At 59.3% G+C, this 14,240-nt stretch carries 14 protein-coding genes; 4 read left to right on the top strand and 10 right to left on the bottom strand.

The features are described 5' to 3' along the window. The first annotated feature begins 115 nt into the window (after positions 1 to 115). The gene (locus K9U38_RS05350) at positions 116 to 1,048 is read left to right on the top strand and encodes a hydrogen peroxide-inducible genes activator (RefSeq protein ID WP_224493309.1); all 933 of its coding nucleotides are present in this window, start codon (positions 116 to 118) and stop codon (positions 1,046 to 1,048) included. Here K9U38_RS05350 and K9U38_RS05345 read toward each other — a convergent pair. Both K9U38_RS05345 and K9U38_RS05340 read right to left on the bottom strand, forming a co-directional pair. Then, positions 1,045 to 1,470 carry an MAPEG family protein gene (locus K9U38_RS05345; RefSeq protein WP_224493308.1) on the bottom strand — a complete coding sequence of 142 codons (426 nt, stop codon included), beginning with the start codon at positions 1,468 to 1,470 and terminating at the stop codon, positions 1,045 to 1,047. The two genes, K9U38_RS05350 and K9U38_RS05345, sit on opposite strands and share 4 nt — an antisense overlap. Positions 1,471 to 1,491: 21 nt before the next feature. Continuing rightward, positions 1,492 to 2,418, bottom strand: coding sequence for a LysR family transcriptional regulator (locus K9U38_RS05340; protein WP_224493307.1), 927 nt, complete (start codon positions 2,416 to 2,418; stop codon positions 1,492 to 1,494). 108 nt (positions 2,419 to 2,526) lie between these two features. Between K9U38_RS05340 and K9U38_RS05335 the strand changes: the two genes are divergently transcribed. Next, on the top strand, positions 2,527 to 3,576 hold the full coding sequence (locus tag K9U38_RS05335; RefSeq protein ID WP_224493306.1) for an SDR family oxidoreductase: 1,050 nt from the start codon (positions 2,527 to 2,529) through the stop codon (positions 3,574 to 3,576). A 32-nt stretch (positions 3,577 to 3,608) separates the two neighbouring features. Here K9U38_RS05335 and K9U38_RS05330 read toward each other — a convergent pair whose 3' ends face one another. From K9U38_RS05330 to K9U38_RS05320, 3 genes are all read right to left on the bottom strand, one after another. Then, a complete protein-coding gene (locus tag K9U38_RS05330; protein WP_224493305.1) occupies positions 3,609 to 4,145 on the bottom strand; it encodes a DinB family protein in 537 nt (178 codons plus the stop codon). Positions 4,146 to 4,165: 20 nt separating this feature from the next. After that, positions 4,166 to 5,668: an IMP dehydrogenase gene (gene guaB / locus K9U38_RS05325; RefSeq protein WP_224493304.1), complete on the bottom strand. Its 1,503-nt coding sequence runs from the start codon at positions 5,666 to 5,668 to the stop codon at positions 4,166 to 4,168. A gap of 195 nt (positions 5,669 to 5,863) precedes the next feature. Beyond that, positions 5,864 to 6,871, bottom strand: a complete 1,008-nt coding sequence (locus tag K9U38_RS05320; protein ID WP_370631828.1) for an MBL fold metallo-hydrolase — start codon at positions 6,869 to 6,871, stop codon at positions 5,864 to 5,866. Between the two features lie 218 nt (positions 6,872 to 7,089). On the opposite strand from K9U38_RS05320, the gene K9U38_RS05315 reads away from it, so the two are divergent. Continuing rightward, complete coding sequence (locus K9U38_RS05315) at positions 7,090 to 8,493, top strand: DHA2 family efflux MFS transporter permease subunit (RefSeq protein WP_224493303.1); 1,404 nt, start codon at positions 7,090 to 7,092, stop codon at positions 8,491 to 8,493. Between the two features lie 341 nt (positions 8,494 to 8,834). Here K9U38_RS05315 and K9U38_RS05310 read toward each other — a convergent pair whose 3' ends face one another. From K9U38_RS05310 to K9U38_RS05300, 3 genes are all read right to left on the bottom strand, one after another. Beyond that, positions 8,835 to 9,536 (bottom strand): RlmE family RNA methyltransferase, encoded by a 702-nt coding sequence (locus K9U38_RS05310; protein WP_224493302.1) that lies wholly within the window; start codon positions 9,534 to 9,536, stop codon positions 8,835 to 8,837. Continuing rightward, a complete protein-coding gene (locus K9U38_RS05305; RefSeq protein ID WP_370631827.1) occupies positions 9,529 to 11,037 on the bottom strand; it encodes a Ppx/GppA phosphatase family protein in 1,509 nt (502 codons plus the stop codon). Before K9U38_RS05305 ends, K9U38_RS05310 begins: the two co-directional genes overlap by 8 nt. A 68-nt stretch (positions 11,038 to 11,105) precedes the next feature. Further along, complete coding sequence (locus tag K9U38_RS05300; protein WP_224493301.1) at positions 11,106 to 12,041, bottom strand: NAD-dependent epimerase/dehydratase family protein; 936 nt, start codon at positions 12,039 to 12,041, stop codon at positions 11,106 to 11,108. 250 nt (positions 12,042 to 12,291) lie between these two features. On the opposite strand from K9U38_RS05300, the gene K9U38_RS21965 reads away from it, so the two are divergent. Beyond that, positions 12,292 to 12,420 carry a hypothetical protein gene (locus tag K9U38_RS21965; protein WP_255606952.1) on the top strand — a complete coding sequence of 43 codons (129 nt, stop codon included), beginning with the start codon at positions 12,292 to 12,294 and terminating at the stop codon, positions 12,418 to 12,420. Between the two features lie 443 nt (positions 12,421 to 12,863). Here the strand turns inward: K9U38_RS21965 and K9U38_RS05295 are convergent, their stop codons facing one another. Together K9U38_RS05295 and K9U38_RS05290 are read right to left on the bottom strand one after the other, a co-directional pair. Next, positions 12,864 to 13,463: an NADPH-dependent F420 reductase gene (locus K9U38_RS05295; RefSeq protein ID WP_370631826.1), complete on the bottom strand. Its 600-nt coding sequence runs from the start codon at positions 13,461 to 13,463 to the stop codon at positions 12,864 to 12,866. A gap of 17 nt (positions 13,464 to 13,480) precedes the next feature. Further along, positions 13,481 to 14,236, bottom strand: coding sequence for an SDR family NAD(P)-dependent oxidoreductase (locus tag K9U38_RS05290; RefSeq protein WP_370631825.1), 756 nt, complete (start codon positions 14,234 to 14,236; stop codon positions 13,481 to 13,483). Positions 14,237 to 14,240 lie beyond the last annotated feature (4 nt).

Genomic DNA, 14,240 nt, shown 5'->3' with positions numbered 1-14,240 from the left:
TGGCGGGTGGAATCGCAGGCGCACTTCGGCAGCCGCTCCCTCGCCTTACAATAGAACCTTTCTAATCATAGTTTCCAATTGTATTTGGAATAATTATTGATAGGATTGTCTTATCATGTTTTCCGTTCGCCAGATGCACTATTTCGAGATTCTCGCCACCACGCTGCATTTCCGCAAAGCCGCCGAGCTTGCCCGTATCTCGCAGCCGGCGCTTTCGGCACAGATCGCGGAAATGGAAATGCGGCTTGGTGCTACCCTGTTCGAGCGGACCCGACGAACCGTTGTGCTCACCGACATGGGAAGGCGGCTCCTGCCGCGTGTCCGCGGCATACTCGATGAAATCCGTTCACTGGAGGAGTTCGCAGCGCAAAAGCGTGGCATCCTGCGGGGACGCCTGCGGCTAGGCATCATTCCGACGATCGCACCCTACCTGCTGCCATTGTTGATCCCGGAATTGCGGGTTGCCTATCCCGACCTGACCATCGAATTGCGCGAGGCCGTCACGTCGAAGCTGGTTGAGGACCTGCGTCTTGGCGATCTCGACGTGCTGATCGCCGCCTTGCCGATCGATGGTGAGGGAACCATCGCAAAGCCGCTGTTCCGCGATCGCTTTCTGATTGCGACATCCAGCAACGATATCGACGTGCTAACGTCACCGATGACGCAAGAAGACGTCGCGGTAGAACGGCTGCTCCTGCTCGAGGAAGGTCATTGCCTGCGCGACCAGGCACTTGCGGTCTGTACCAGCGTCAAACAGCGCCAGCTCGTCAATTTCGGCGCCACAAGCATGGCGACGCTGCTGCAGATGGTCAGTCATGGCATGGGCTTGACGCTCATCCCGGAGATTGCCGTGCGTACTGAGGCCAGCCGCAACAATGTCCGGATCGTCGCCTTTGCCGATCCGGAACCATCACGCGAGATCGGCCTGATCTGGCGCAAGCAGAGCGAGCGCCGTGATGATTTCGAGGCGCTGGCGGCATCGATCATCAAATGCAGCCGCAGGCTGTTCGTGTCTCCAGCTGAACTCGATGACCTGGCCGCCGCCTAGGCGACTGGCGGTACGGCAAGGTGCAGCGCAAGCATCACCCAGAGCACTCCATTCAATATGAAGCCAATGAGGAACAGTGGCTGGCGCAGGCGCAAGCGGTTCGATGTGACGTGAACGAAGCTGTGGGCGAAGCGCGAAGCCACAAACAGCCATGCCACGATGACCGCAAGAAGTGTGGCGCCGTTGACGGCATAAAGCGAGAGGCAGACCACATAGAATAGCATCGGCAGTTCATAGAGATTCATCAGGTTCCGGATGGCCGTGACGCTTGCCTCCGGCTCCTTGAGGGGCAGCCTGAAATCATGCGGCGTGGCCTGTCCGGTTGACAGCGCCTGCTGGCGCCGCAGGAAGACAACGGCGTAGATACAGCAGATCAAGAATGTCAGCGCGATCATGGGCCAGAAAATTGCGGTTTGCGACATGAAGTCCTCCTGATGAGATTTCTATACGTACCTTTCAGGATTGCGGACCATGCGCAAGCCTGCGACACCGGCCAATCCTGCCTCCAGGTAATTGATAAAGGCACGGACCTTGCGCGGCAGAAAGCGGGACGTTGGATAGACAACGTGGATGTCCATCGGCGCATAGGCATATTCCGGCAATACGCGTACGAGCCTGCTCTCCTCCAGCAATGGCTGTACCAACGGCATCTGCGCCCCGCCAATGCCGAGCCCGGCGCAAAGCGCGTCGTTGAGGACAAAGGCATTGTTGGCAAGGAAAGTGGAACGCACCGGCGCGGTGACGGGGCCTTTTGGTCCGAGCAGCGGAATTGCCTCGCCCTGCGGCGTCCAGAGGAAACGGACATGGCGATGGCTGGCAAGATCCTGCGGGCTTTGCGGACTGCCATGCCTGGCAAGATAGTCCGGCGATGCAACGAGGATGCGCTCGAATGTGGCGAGCTTGCGGGCAATGAGTTCGGATGATTTCAGTTCGCCAAAACGTATGGCGACATCGACGCCTTCGGCGATCAGATCCGCAACGCGGTCGTCGAGGACAAGCTCGATGACGAGTTCTGTATGCAGGCGCTGAAATTCGATGACGATCGGCGACAGATGGGTCTGGCCGAATCCGACAGGTGCATGCAGCCGCAGGTTGCCTCGTAATGCCGCGGATAATTCGCCAGCACTTTCCTCGGCCTCATCAACCGCCTGCAGAATATGACGCGCGTGCTGGTAGTAGGTTTCTCCCCCCTCGGTCAGCGCAAGCCGGCGCGTCGAGCGCTGAAACAACCGCAGATCGAGATGCCGCTCGAGTGCCGCAATCTGCTGGCTGACGGCCGGCTGCGTCAGACCAAGCTCCCGTGCTGCAGCCGAAAGTGTGCCGCGTTCCGCAACACGGACGAAAGTTTTCATCGCGGCAAATCGGTCCATGGCATCACTTATAAGGGCTTCTTATGAATGATATCAAGTTCTGCCAGCTATTCATAGTATGGCGAATACATGATCCTCGGTTCAGCAATCGAACTGAGGAGTTTCAAAATGACCAAGAAAGCAGTCGTGGTCGGTGCCAATGGCATCATCGGCGGCAATCTGATCGCCCACCTCGCGGAACTTGGCGACTGGGAGATCGTCGGCCTGTCGCGGCGTGGCGGCAAAACAGCGGGCAAAGTCAGCCACATTGCCGTTGATCTGCTCGATGCGGCAGATGCCAGGGACAAGCTCACGCACCTTGCCGACGCGACGCACATCTTCTACGCCGCCTACCAGGACCGGCCGAGCTGGGCCGAACTGGTGCCGCCAAATCTGGCGATGCTGGTCAATACGGTCAACGCAATTGAGCCGGTGGCAACGGGGCTTCAGCACATCAGTCTGATGCAGGGCTACAAGGTCTACGGTGCGCATCTCGGCCCGTTCAAGACGCCGGCTCGGGAAACCGACGCCAACCACATGCCGCCGGAATTCAACATAGACCAGCAGGATTTCCTCGAGGCGTTGCAGAAGGGCAAAAGCTGGACCTGGTCGGCACTGCGTCCTTCCGTTGTGGTCGGCTTTGCGCTTGGCAATCCGATGAATCTTGCTTCGGTCATCGCCGTCTATGCCTCAATGTCGAAGGAACTTGGCATTCCTCTGCGCTTTCCCGGGAAAGTCGGAGCCTATGACAGTCTGCTGGAGATGACTGACGCCGGTTTGCTGGCGCGGGCAACGGTGTTTATTGCAACCAACCCGCAATGCGGCAACCAGGCCTTCAATATCAACAATGGCGACCTGTTTCGCTGGAGCGAAATGTGGCCGAAAATCGCCAAATTCTTTGACCTGGAGGTCGCGCCGCCGCTGCAGATGTCACTGGCAACCATCATGGCCGACAAGGATCCGCTGTGGAACAGAATGATCGAAACGCACGGTATTGCGCACACGCCCTATCGGGATGTCTCGTCCTGGGCGTTTGGCGATGCCGTCTTCGGTTGGGACTACGATTTCTTTGCCGACGGCACCAGGCTGCGACGCGCAGGCTTTCATGAATATATCGATACGGAAGAGATGTTCATGCGCGTGTTTGCCGACCTCAGGGCACGGAAAATCATCCCGTGACGGTCGCTGGCCAAAGGCCCCATTCCATCAGGCTAATCAGTGAATGGTTCGCCCAGCCGCCGCGGAATATCGTAGTTGAGGAAGAACTCGTCGAGCTGCGGTGGCGGTACACGGGTTCCAGCAAGCATCGCGTGGGCCTGTCCGCGATGATGGATCTGGTGCACGAACAGATGCGACAGCACGAGGCGGATCGGTTCCTGCGAAGTTTCGTCCGTGCGCCAGGTGATGGAAATGATGCGGTCGAGATCCGACGCAGAAAGACCGTCACAAAACTCGATAAGGCTTCTGTCGAACTCGTCCTGGGCCCGTTTCAGGTCGACCGCCTTTGGAAACGGTATGTCACCCTCGAGGCCGATATTGCGGCGGCCCTTGCCGATCATATCAGCCATGTAGATATGGTCGACGATGAGATTGTGGTTGAGTGTCATCTGGATCGACGGGAAGAAACTGGTGCGCTCCCGGGCGAACTCCTCGTCGGTCAGTTCAAGGCAAGCGCTGAGCAGCCTGTGGTTCGACCAGGCGCTATTGCGCGCCATGGCCGAGAAGTGGTCACGGAGGGCGTCAGTCATCGACGCCACTCCTACTTTTATCAGTTGCCGCCGGGGTAGTTCGGGCTCTCACGGGTAATCGTGACATCATGGGTATGACTCTCACGCAGGCCTGCATTGGTGATACGCACGAATGTAGCCTTTTCGCGGAATTCTTCCAGATTTTTTGCCCCGACATAGCCCATGGAGGCGCGTAGCCCGCCCGCGAGCTGATGCAGCACGCCGGAGACCGGCCCCTTGTAGGCGACCTGACCTTCGATGCCTTCCGGCACAAGTTTCAGCTCGTCACGTACTTCGGCCTGGAAATAGCGATCGGCCGAGCCACGGGCCATGGCTCCGACCGAGCCCATTCCACGGTAAGCCTTGAAGGAGCGCCCCTGATAGAGATAGACCTCTCCCGGGCTTTCCTCGGTACCGGCAAGCGCCGATCCCGCCATGGCAGCGGCCGCGCCGGCTGCCAATGCCTTGGCGAAATCGCCGGAATACTTGATGCCGCCATCGGCGATGACCGGAACGCCCGACTTGTGCGCCGCTTCCACGGCGGACATGATGGCAGACAACTGCGGTACGCCAACGCCGGCAACGATACGCGTCGTGCAGATCGAGCCCGGTCCAATGCCGACCTTGACGGCATCGGCGCCGGCATCGATGAGTGCCTGTGTTCCCGCTGCGGTGGCGACATTGCCAGCAATGATGCGCACGGCATTGGACATCTTCTTGGCACGGGTGACCGCATCCAGCACACGCTGCGAGTGGCCGTGCGCGGTGTCGATGACGAGAACGTCAACGCCAGCAGCGATGAGACGTTCGGCGCGCTCGAAGCCGTCCTCGCCGACGCTCGACGCGGCAGCGACGCGGAGCCTCCCCTGGGCATCCTTGGCTGCATTCGGGTTGAGCTGCGACTTCTCTATGTCCTTAACCGTGACAAGGCCAACACAGTAGCCCTTGTCGTCGACCACCAGCAGCTTTTCGATACGGTGCTGATGCAGAAGGCGCTTGGCCTCGTCCTGCTGCACGTTCTCCCGCACGGTGATGAGGTTTTCGCGCGTCATCAGCTCATAGATCTTCTGGGCGGGATCAGAGGCAAAACGCACGTCGCGATTGGTCAGTATTCCGACCAGCCGACCGGCCTTGCGGCTGCCCTCGCCGGCGTTTTCGACGACGGGAATGCCGGAAATCCCGTGGGCGCGCATCAACGCCTGCGCATCGGCCAATGTCGCGTCCGGTCCGATGGTGACGGGGTTGACCACCATGCCGGATTCGAACTTCTTGACCTGGCGGACTTCCTCGGCCTGCAATTCCGGCGACAGGTTGCGATGAATGACACCCATGCCGCCCGCCTGCGCCATGGCGATGGCGAGGCGCGATTCGGTGACCGTGTCCATTGCCGCCGAAAGGAGTGGCAGGTTCAGTTCGATATCGGGAGCAATTCGCGTGCGGATGTCGGTCTGGCCGGGCATGACTTCGGAATGACCGGGTTGCAACAGGACATCGTCAAATGTCAGTGCCAACGAGCCTGTTGCGGATTCAACGATTTTTGCCATGACCAATTCCTTACAATACGGCTAATACGACTAAAGGGCGCTCCACGGTGGTGGGGCGCCGAGTCGGTTGTGTTCAAGTGAATTGGCACGGGCTGGTAACACGGATATGTCGGTTTGGAAAGGCCCCCGGCAAGATTTGTCCAAACCGAGCGGTTCGACGCGAATGCGCCGAACCGCCACCGCACGAATTTTTCGTCAGACGTCGAACTGATAGGTGACCGGCACGAAGCGGTAGCCCATCTCCTGCTTTTCGACGAAGCCGACAGCGGGGAAAGGCATGTGATAGCCGATGAACGGGAGCTTGTCGGTTGCGATCATGTCGAAAACCTTCCTGCGCGTTGCCGCTCCCATTTGCTTGTCCGTATCGAAGGCAACTTCCCAATCCGGGCGCTGCAGCGATGCGACGTAGTGATTGGCCGTATCTCCGGTCAGGACCAGATGTTTTCCGTCGGATTCGATGTGGAAAATCAGATGTCCAGGCGTATGCCCATAGGCCGATTCACTGGTTATGCCGGAGACAACCGAATCTCCCGCCTTGATGAAGGTCGCCTTTTCGGCAAGCGGTTTGACCTTGGCATTTACACTCCTGGCGCCATTTTCCGCGGGCGTTCCGGCGCGGGCGGGATCGGTCCAGAAATCATATTCCACCGCACCGGCAACGTAGCGTGCATTGGCAAAACCGGGCGTGTCGCCGTTCATCAGCCCACCGATATGATCACCATGCATGTGGGTGAGTACCACGATCGTGACCTGGTCGGGCGTATAACCGGCCGCCTTCATATTGGCCTCGAGCTGGCCGAGACCGTTCTCCCGCCCGCCCGCGCCAAACCCGGTATCGAAGAGGACAAGTTCCGCTCCGGTATTGACGAGAACAGGAGCGAAACCGTTGACGGTCTTGGTTTCGGGCAAGAAATTGGCCCGCATCAACTCGGCTACAGTTTCCGGTTTCTGATTGGAGCCAAAGGTTGGATGAGGTCCATCTCCCGGCCTCAGGCCGTCAAGCAACGCGGTGATCTCGAAGTCTCCAAGCTTGAAGCGCTTGAAACCCGAGTTCTTTGCATCCGACGGCGGCACTGCCGCATCGGCAGTTTCCGTTACAATCTGTGGAATTGCCAGCCCTCCCGCCACGGCGCTGGAAGCAAGGAAAAGATTGCGGCGGGAAATCTCGAACGTCGACATGAAGGTTTCTCCGTGGTCAGCCATTGTGCGTGGGTGGGCGCAGTGTACACGTCGCCACGCCTCCGTCTTGCGTCACCACCGGCGGAATCGATCACAAGAATTCATTGTCGGATCACTTCTTCATGATCGATGCTTGAGCCTTCGCATGACCGGTGCTATCGGAACTCGCATCTAGCATGTTCGAGTCCCCCCAACCGGACCCGCCACCTGTTTTCTCAACCATTTGAGAACTGGAATCCAACGTGAATCGCATCGTTCCGCTTGTGCTTGCTGTGGCTCTGTTCATGGAGAATATGGACTCCACCGTCATATCGACATCGCTTCCGGCCATCGCGGCGGACATCGGCAGCAGTCCGATTGCACTGAAACTGGCATTAACGGCATATCTCGTTTCTCTCGCCGTGTTCATTCCAATCAGTGGCTGGATGGCTGACAGGTTTGGCGCCAAGAACGTATTTCGGGCAGCGATCGTCGTCTTCATCCTGGGATCGATTGCTTGTGCTGCTTCCAATTCATTGCTGGCGTTTGTCGTCTCTCGTTCCCTGCAGGGGATCGGCGGAGCAATGATGACCCCAATCGCGCGGCTTGTTCTGGTGCGATCAACACCGCGCAATGAACTCGTCGGCGCGATGGCCTGGCTCACCATGCCAGCACTTATCGGTCCGCTTCTCGGGCCGCCCGTGGGCGGTTTCATCACCACCTATTTTACCTGGCATTGGATATTCCTGATCAACGTTCCAATCGGGATCGTCGGGATCTGGATCGCGACACGCTACCTACCGGCGGTCGAAACCCTGATCCAGCGCCCGCTCGACGTGACGGGCTTTTTCCTCAGCGGCATTGCCGCCTCCGGCGTCGTGTTCGGCCTGTCGGTGGTCAGCCTTCCAGCCCTGCCAACCTGGGTGGGCATTTCGACGCTCGCCGTCGGCATCGTGTCAACCGTCCTTTACCTGCTGCACGCCCGCAGAACAGCGGCGCCACTGCTCGCGCTCGATCTTTTCCGCAACCAGGTGTTCAGGGCATCCATTATCGGCGGCAGCGTGTTTCGCATCGGCGTCGGTGCCTTGCCGTTCCTCTTGCCGCTCATGTTTCAGATCGGCTTCGGACTGACCCCCTTCCAGTCGGGCCTGATCACATTTGTATCGGCGCTGGGCGCAATGAGCATGAAGCTCGTGACAACGTGGTTCTATCAGAGAACCGGCTTCCGCAATTCCCTGATGTATGGGTCGGTGCTCGCCGCGGCGTTGATCGCGGTCAACGGATTTTTTACGCCGGCAACACCCTACTGGCTGATGGTGCTGCTCCTGCTTGCGGGAGGCTTCTTCCGTTCACTGTTCTTTACCGGGATCAATGCGCTCACCTATGCCGACGTTCCGAACGAGCAGACCAGCCTAGCGACCCCGATCAGTTCCGTGGCGCAGCAGGTTTCCATTGCGCTCGGCGTCGCGCTTGCCGGCGGCATCCTTGAGGTTTCCACCACTATCCATGGTGGCCCGCTGCAGCTCTCCGATTTTCACATCGCCTTCTTCATCGTCGCAGCGGTATCGGGACTGGCCTGCCTGTGGTTCTGGGGCTTGAAGCCGGATGCAGGTGCAGAAGTCTCGGGACACAGGCCGTTTGAGAAGGCCGCGGCGCCGGCGGAGTAAGACTGCGCAATACAACCTTGCGTTTGTTGCAGGAACAATATCTGCGCGAATAATGGGCTCTCAAATTCCATGCGGATTTGGGGGCAGAAGCAGCAAGCGCCACGCCAGCCGGCGCATTGGAGGGGATGGGCTCCTACAACTGCGGCATCAGCCTTGCCTTCAAACAATGCGGTTAAAACCGTGGTGCATCACCCTTATCGTGAAATGAACCCGGACAGGCTGGACAATAGCGGTCCGGGTTCATTTTCATCAATAAGGAAAGGAGGACGGGCGTAAGCTCGTTCCTCACTCCAGGAAGGAATAACAGTTCTGGCAGCATTTCCAAGCCAGCCCTGGTTGTATCAACCCTTGAAGTCGCGCGCCAAAAGGTAGAGCTCGACCGACTCTGCCCGGGAAGCGGGTGGCTTGACGTGGTGTACCGACTTGAAGTGCTTCTTGAGAAGTGTGAGCACCTCGTTTTCCGTCCCACCCTGGAACGTCTTGGTGAGGAAGTGGCCGCCGGGACTGAGGACCGAAACGGCAAAATCCGCCGCGACCTCGCAAAGGTGCGTCGTACGGATGTGATCGGTGCGACGATGGCCGGTCGTTGGCGCTGCCATGTCCGAGAGCACGATGTCCGGCTTGCCGCCGAGCGCTTCCATCAACTTGTCCGGTGCGGCGTCGTCGAGGAAATCCATCTCAAGCAAGGTTACTCCCGGCAAGGGATCGACGTGGAGATAGTCGATGCCAACGACCGTTGGAAAATCGTCGGGAGAGCCGACAATGGAGGCAGCGATCTGACTCCAGCCGCCGGGCGCAGCGCCCAGATCGATGATCCGCTGGCCTTTTTTCAGCAGCTTGTAGCGATCATTGATCTCGATCAGCTTGTATGCCGCGCGCGAGCGATAGCCGTCCTGCTTGGAGCGTTGCACATAGGGATCGTTGATGTGGCGCTCAAGCCAGCGGCGGGACGACTCCTTGATCGTGCCGGCCTTCTTCTTGATCTTGGTATGGAGGCCGCGCGTGCCTGTGCCGCCACGGCCGCCTGTTGTTGTCTTAGCCATGTGCACTCCCGCTACGCTGCCAACGATTGCGCCACGCGCCGTCGCGCGACATGAGTTCGGTCAGGATGCCTTCGCGCAGGCCGCGATCGGCCACGCGCAATTTCTGGCTGGGCCAGACGTTGCGAATGGCGTCGAGAATGGCACAGCCCGCAAGCACGAGGTCGGCCCGGTCGGCACCTATGCACGGATTGGCAACACGCTCATCGAAGCTCCAGGACAAGAGCCGGCTCGTCATGGCCGTTACGTCCTGGTTCTGCATCCAGATTCCATCTATGCGGCGGCGGTCATAGCGCTCAAGCCCCAGATGGATGCCTGCAAGCGTGGTCACCGTCCCCGACGTTCCCAACAGATGAAAATTCTGGCTCTTGACGAGATCGCCGAGCTTGTGACGTTCGGAGAAATCATTCAGGAGGCCGGCGACATGATCGACCATGACGGCGAAATTGTCGGTCGTCACGTCACGCCCGCCAAAGCGTTCCGCAAGCGTGACCACCCCAACCGGCAACGATGTCCAGGCAATGATATGCTCGGCGAGACGCGGCGAACGGCGCTCGGAAACGTCGATCAGGGCGATCTCCGATGAGCCGCCACCGATGTCGAACAGGACGACGGCGTCGGTCTCGCGCTCAACCAGCGTGCCGCAACCAGACACGGCCAGGCGGGCTTCCGTCTGGCGATTGATGATTTCAAGCTCGAGACCCGTCTCCTCTTTCACGCGGCTGAGAAACTCCGCCCCGTTCTGTGCCTGGCGGCAGGCCTCGGTCGCAATGAGGCGCGCCTTGCGCACATCATGGTTGTCGAGCTTGTCGCGGCAGATTTTGAGGGCTTCAATCGCGCGGCTCATGGCGTTGCTACTGAGACGACCCGAGGCGCCCAGCCCTTCGCCAAGACGAACGATGCGCGAGAATGCATCGACCACGCGGAACTGTCCTGGCCGTGTGGGAGACGCAACCAGAAGCCTGCAATTGTTGGTGCCAAGATCGAGCGCGGCATAGAGCGGATTTTGGTGTCTTGGTTCATGTCGCGGTACATCTGGCAACGATGTTGCAGTAGATCCGCTTGCAGGCGAGGCAACGGCCGGAGCGATGGCAGCGGCAGGTTTGATGCCCGAGCGCCCGCGACGGCGAAACCGGTTCGGGCGTCGCTTCTTGCCGGTCTTCGCCGGGGAATGCGTGTCGTCAGCCGCAACCGGCGGCTGCGCTATGGCAAGCGTCGGCACCGTCGAAGCAGGTAGCTGTTTCGACTTGCCGCGCCTGCGGCGGCGTGCACGTTTCTTCGGATTCTTGTCGAAGCGTCTGCCTTCAGAATCGGACCGGTTTTCCTGCATGTCACCTGCAGGATTCCCATGCGGCCCGGGCCCGTTCTTGACGGGGCCTGCAGTGTCCTTCGACACGTTGCCACCGCCAGACGCCCCTCCATTCGGCGCGTTTGACGCGCCCGTTTCGGGGTCTTTCAAAGTCTTGTCCTTCGAGCGCCGCGCGAACCAAAAGGACGCAAGCATGACGCTGTTCAATTAACGTTGGGCACAATGTAACATGCTTTGACGAATATCCAAGGGCTTGCCGGAAATTAGCGTGGGGCCATATGCTGCGATAACTCTTCGATCCGCTGGGCGGAGTCGGCTATCGCGTGCCATCCCGTCGACTGCAGCAAGGCAGAGCTTGCAACCATATCCCCATTGATCGTCTGCCAGCGCGCGCCCTGACCCATGAGCCGTGCGGCAAGCTGCAGCGCCCAGCGCGGGCAGGAAAACAGTCCGGGATCGCGCCCGGCCGCGCGGCGAATGGCAGTTATTATTTGCGGCACTGTCAGCGGGCTGTCGTCCGCCACGATAAAGGTTCCCGCATCGGTCTCTGGCTCACGCAGGCAGTGAATGATCGCATGACAGAGAGATGTGCGGTCGATGAGCGAACGCCGCGCATCCAGCGATTTCAACGGCAACGGGACTGGAAGCGACGCGAGCCTGGTGAGCGCAGCCATATTGCCCTTGACGCCAGCGCCATAAACAAGGACCGGACGCAAAATCGTATAGTTTCCACGGGTCATGATCCCGGCAATGTCGACCTCGGCGGCAAGCTTTGCGCGCCCGTAGTCATCGGTCGGTTGCGGCGGAACGCGTTCGTCGACGATGCCGGTATGAACATTTCCGCATTGTGCCCGGATGGATGACATGAAGACGAACTTGCCGGCAATGGTCTTTTCAGCAGCTTTCGCCAGCTTGACGGCCAGTTCGCAATTGACGGCCTGGTAGATGGCGGCGGAGTCGGCGAGTTGGGTATGGGCAATCGCAGCCAGATGCACAACATGATCGACGTTCGTGACAATCGCCTCGAAGGCCTCGACCGGCTCTGCCGGCAAGGGCAGGCGCACGGTTTCGCCGCCGACTATCTTTTCGGGATTTCGGGTCGCGGCAATGACGCGGTAGCCAACCTCCTGCAATTGCGGGACGAGCTCCAGTCCAATGAAACCCGAGGCTCCCGTTACCAGAACCGTGCCCGATACCATATGATCTGTCCCTCCCCGCAATTGCCACTCTTAGCAACCGGCATGGTTCTGTTGCAATGCAGTGCGTCGCAACTGCCATCATCAGAGGCGCGGAATGCTTAGATCGAAAGGATTAGTTTGGCGCAATAGGGGCGATGCAGGTGTCATGTTAGCTTGCAATCCCGAGCCGCGACTCGCGGACGAACAGCTCAGACCACGAATGTCATGGGAAAAATTACGTATGCATCAGTCTGAATTTCAGTTTCCCAAAATGAAGGACTTGCTGATTCTCGCTGCCATTCTGGGCGTTCTGCTTTGTGGTTCCTGGTTGGCCGGTTCGATGCTGGCAGCTCCAAAAGACACTCACGGCAGCGTTCTGTCGTCGAATCCGAACGTCTGATCGCCGCACTTCCCATCCCAAACTGAAAGCGTTCGATCGAAAGGAAACGTGCCTCGTTGATCTTTCGCGCATAAGTTGTATGAACGCAGCCAACACAATTTTGAGATGAATAATGTCCGAGCATGAACACAGGCCCGTCACTCTTGCGGGCGTCCTACTGCTGGCTGCAATCGCACTGATATTTCTTGCGTTGGTATGGGCCGCAGGAATGGCATTCGCTGGACAAGAATTTTATGCGTCCAGTGGAACAAATTGATGATTTGTGCGTTGTTAAGAGCTGACCAGAATTCCGGTCAGTGGGATTTGGCATCGGTTTATTTGTGCCCACCTCCCCGGGCGGTGCCAAGTCTCTGGGCCTCTGCGGGAATTGCATTTGCTTTCCTGCAGGAAACCCGCTCCTTCACAGGAGCGGGTTTCGCTTGATAGGCGCTAGGGTCCTGATCCTAGGTGAACTTGACCAGGTTGTGTACCGGGAGCGGCCCGCCCGGAAACTGCACAAGCCGCGCGCCCGTAGCCAGAGAACCAAGATCGAGGCCGAAGAATCCGAGGCGCTCCATGAGCGCGCCCACTTCTGCCTTGGCGGCGGCATCGTCGCCGGAATAAAAGAGCACACGTCGCCCGCCCTCGGCTGCGGGATCGGATGAAAGCAGATGCGCCTGCAGGTGGTTGAACGCCTTGACTACGCGCGCGCCGGGCACCATTTCGGCAAAGACTTCACTGGAGGTGCGGTTGCCGAGATCGACTGGCTTGAAATGCGGGGCCTCGATCGGGTTGTTGGCATCGACGACGATGCGGCCACGCCAGTCCGGCAGGTCCGCGAGGGCCTGCGGCAGTTTTGTCCAGTTCACTGCCACCAGCACAATGTCGGCGCTTGCTGCCTCCAAAACCGTCCCAGCCTTGATCGACCCACCAAGTTCATCAACCAGGTCCTTTAGCGACTCCGGGCCACGGCTGTTGGCGATGGCGGCTTCGATCCCGGCTTTGGCAAGTGCGCGTGCAAACGCCGAGCCGATCGCGCCAGATCCAATAATTCCGATGGTCATTGTCGTACTCCTCTGTTTCAGGCCGTGAAGCCGCCGTCGGCGACAAGATCGGCACCGGTGATGAAGGCTGCCTCGGGGCTGGCGAGATAGGCGACCGCGCTGGCGATCTCTTCGGACCTGCCGTATCGGCCAATGGCGATGCCAGGTCCGACGATCTTCGACACTGGTCCACCATCCGGATTCATGTCGGTGTCGATCGGACCGGGATGCACGGTGTTGACGGTGATGCCGCGTGGACCGAGATCACGCACCAGACTGCGGTTGAACCCGGAAACGGCTCCCTTGGTCAATGTGTAGAGTGACGCGGTGGGGAAAGCTGCATAGCGGTGCATCGAGCTGCCGATGTGGACGATGCGCCCGCCGGATTTCATCCTGCGCACCGCTTCCTGCGTTGCCACAAACACACCGGTGACGTTGACGGCAATCATGCGCTGGTAATCTTCGTCGGTGATCTCGTCGATGGGGCCACCAAGCGCGATACCTGCGTTATTGACGAGGATATCGATGCCTCCGAAGATATCCACCGTCCTTGCCACCGCTTGACGGACCGCTTCCGGGCTGCCGGCATCAGCATGGATGGCAACGGCGCGGCCGCCAGCCACCTCGATCGACTTGACAACGTCACCGGCCTTTTCCGGCGAGGCACTAAAGGTAATTGCAACCACTGCGCCGTCAGCTGCGAGGCGCTTGGCGATCGCGGCCCCGATCGAACGGGAACCGCCGGTGACGAGGGCGGTCTTCCCCGCCAGCGGAAGTTGGGTTTGGTCAGACATGGCT

Origin of the sequence: Phyllobacterium lublinensis, assembly GCF_020164435.1 — a bacterium.
In the GTDB taxonomy this organism is placed as follows: Bacteria; Pseudomonadota; Alphaproteobacteria; order Rhizobiales; family Rhizobiaceae; genus Phyllobacterium; species Phyllobacterium lublinensis.
Note: the sequence above shows the minus strand (reverse complement) of the source record. Positions and strands in the feature narration are given on the sequence as shown.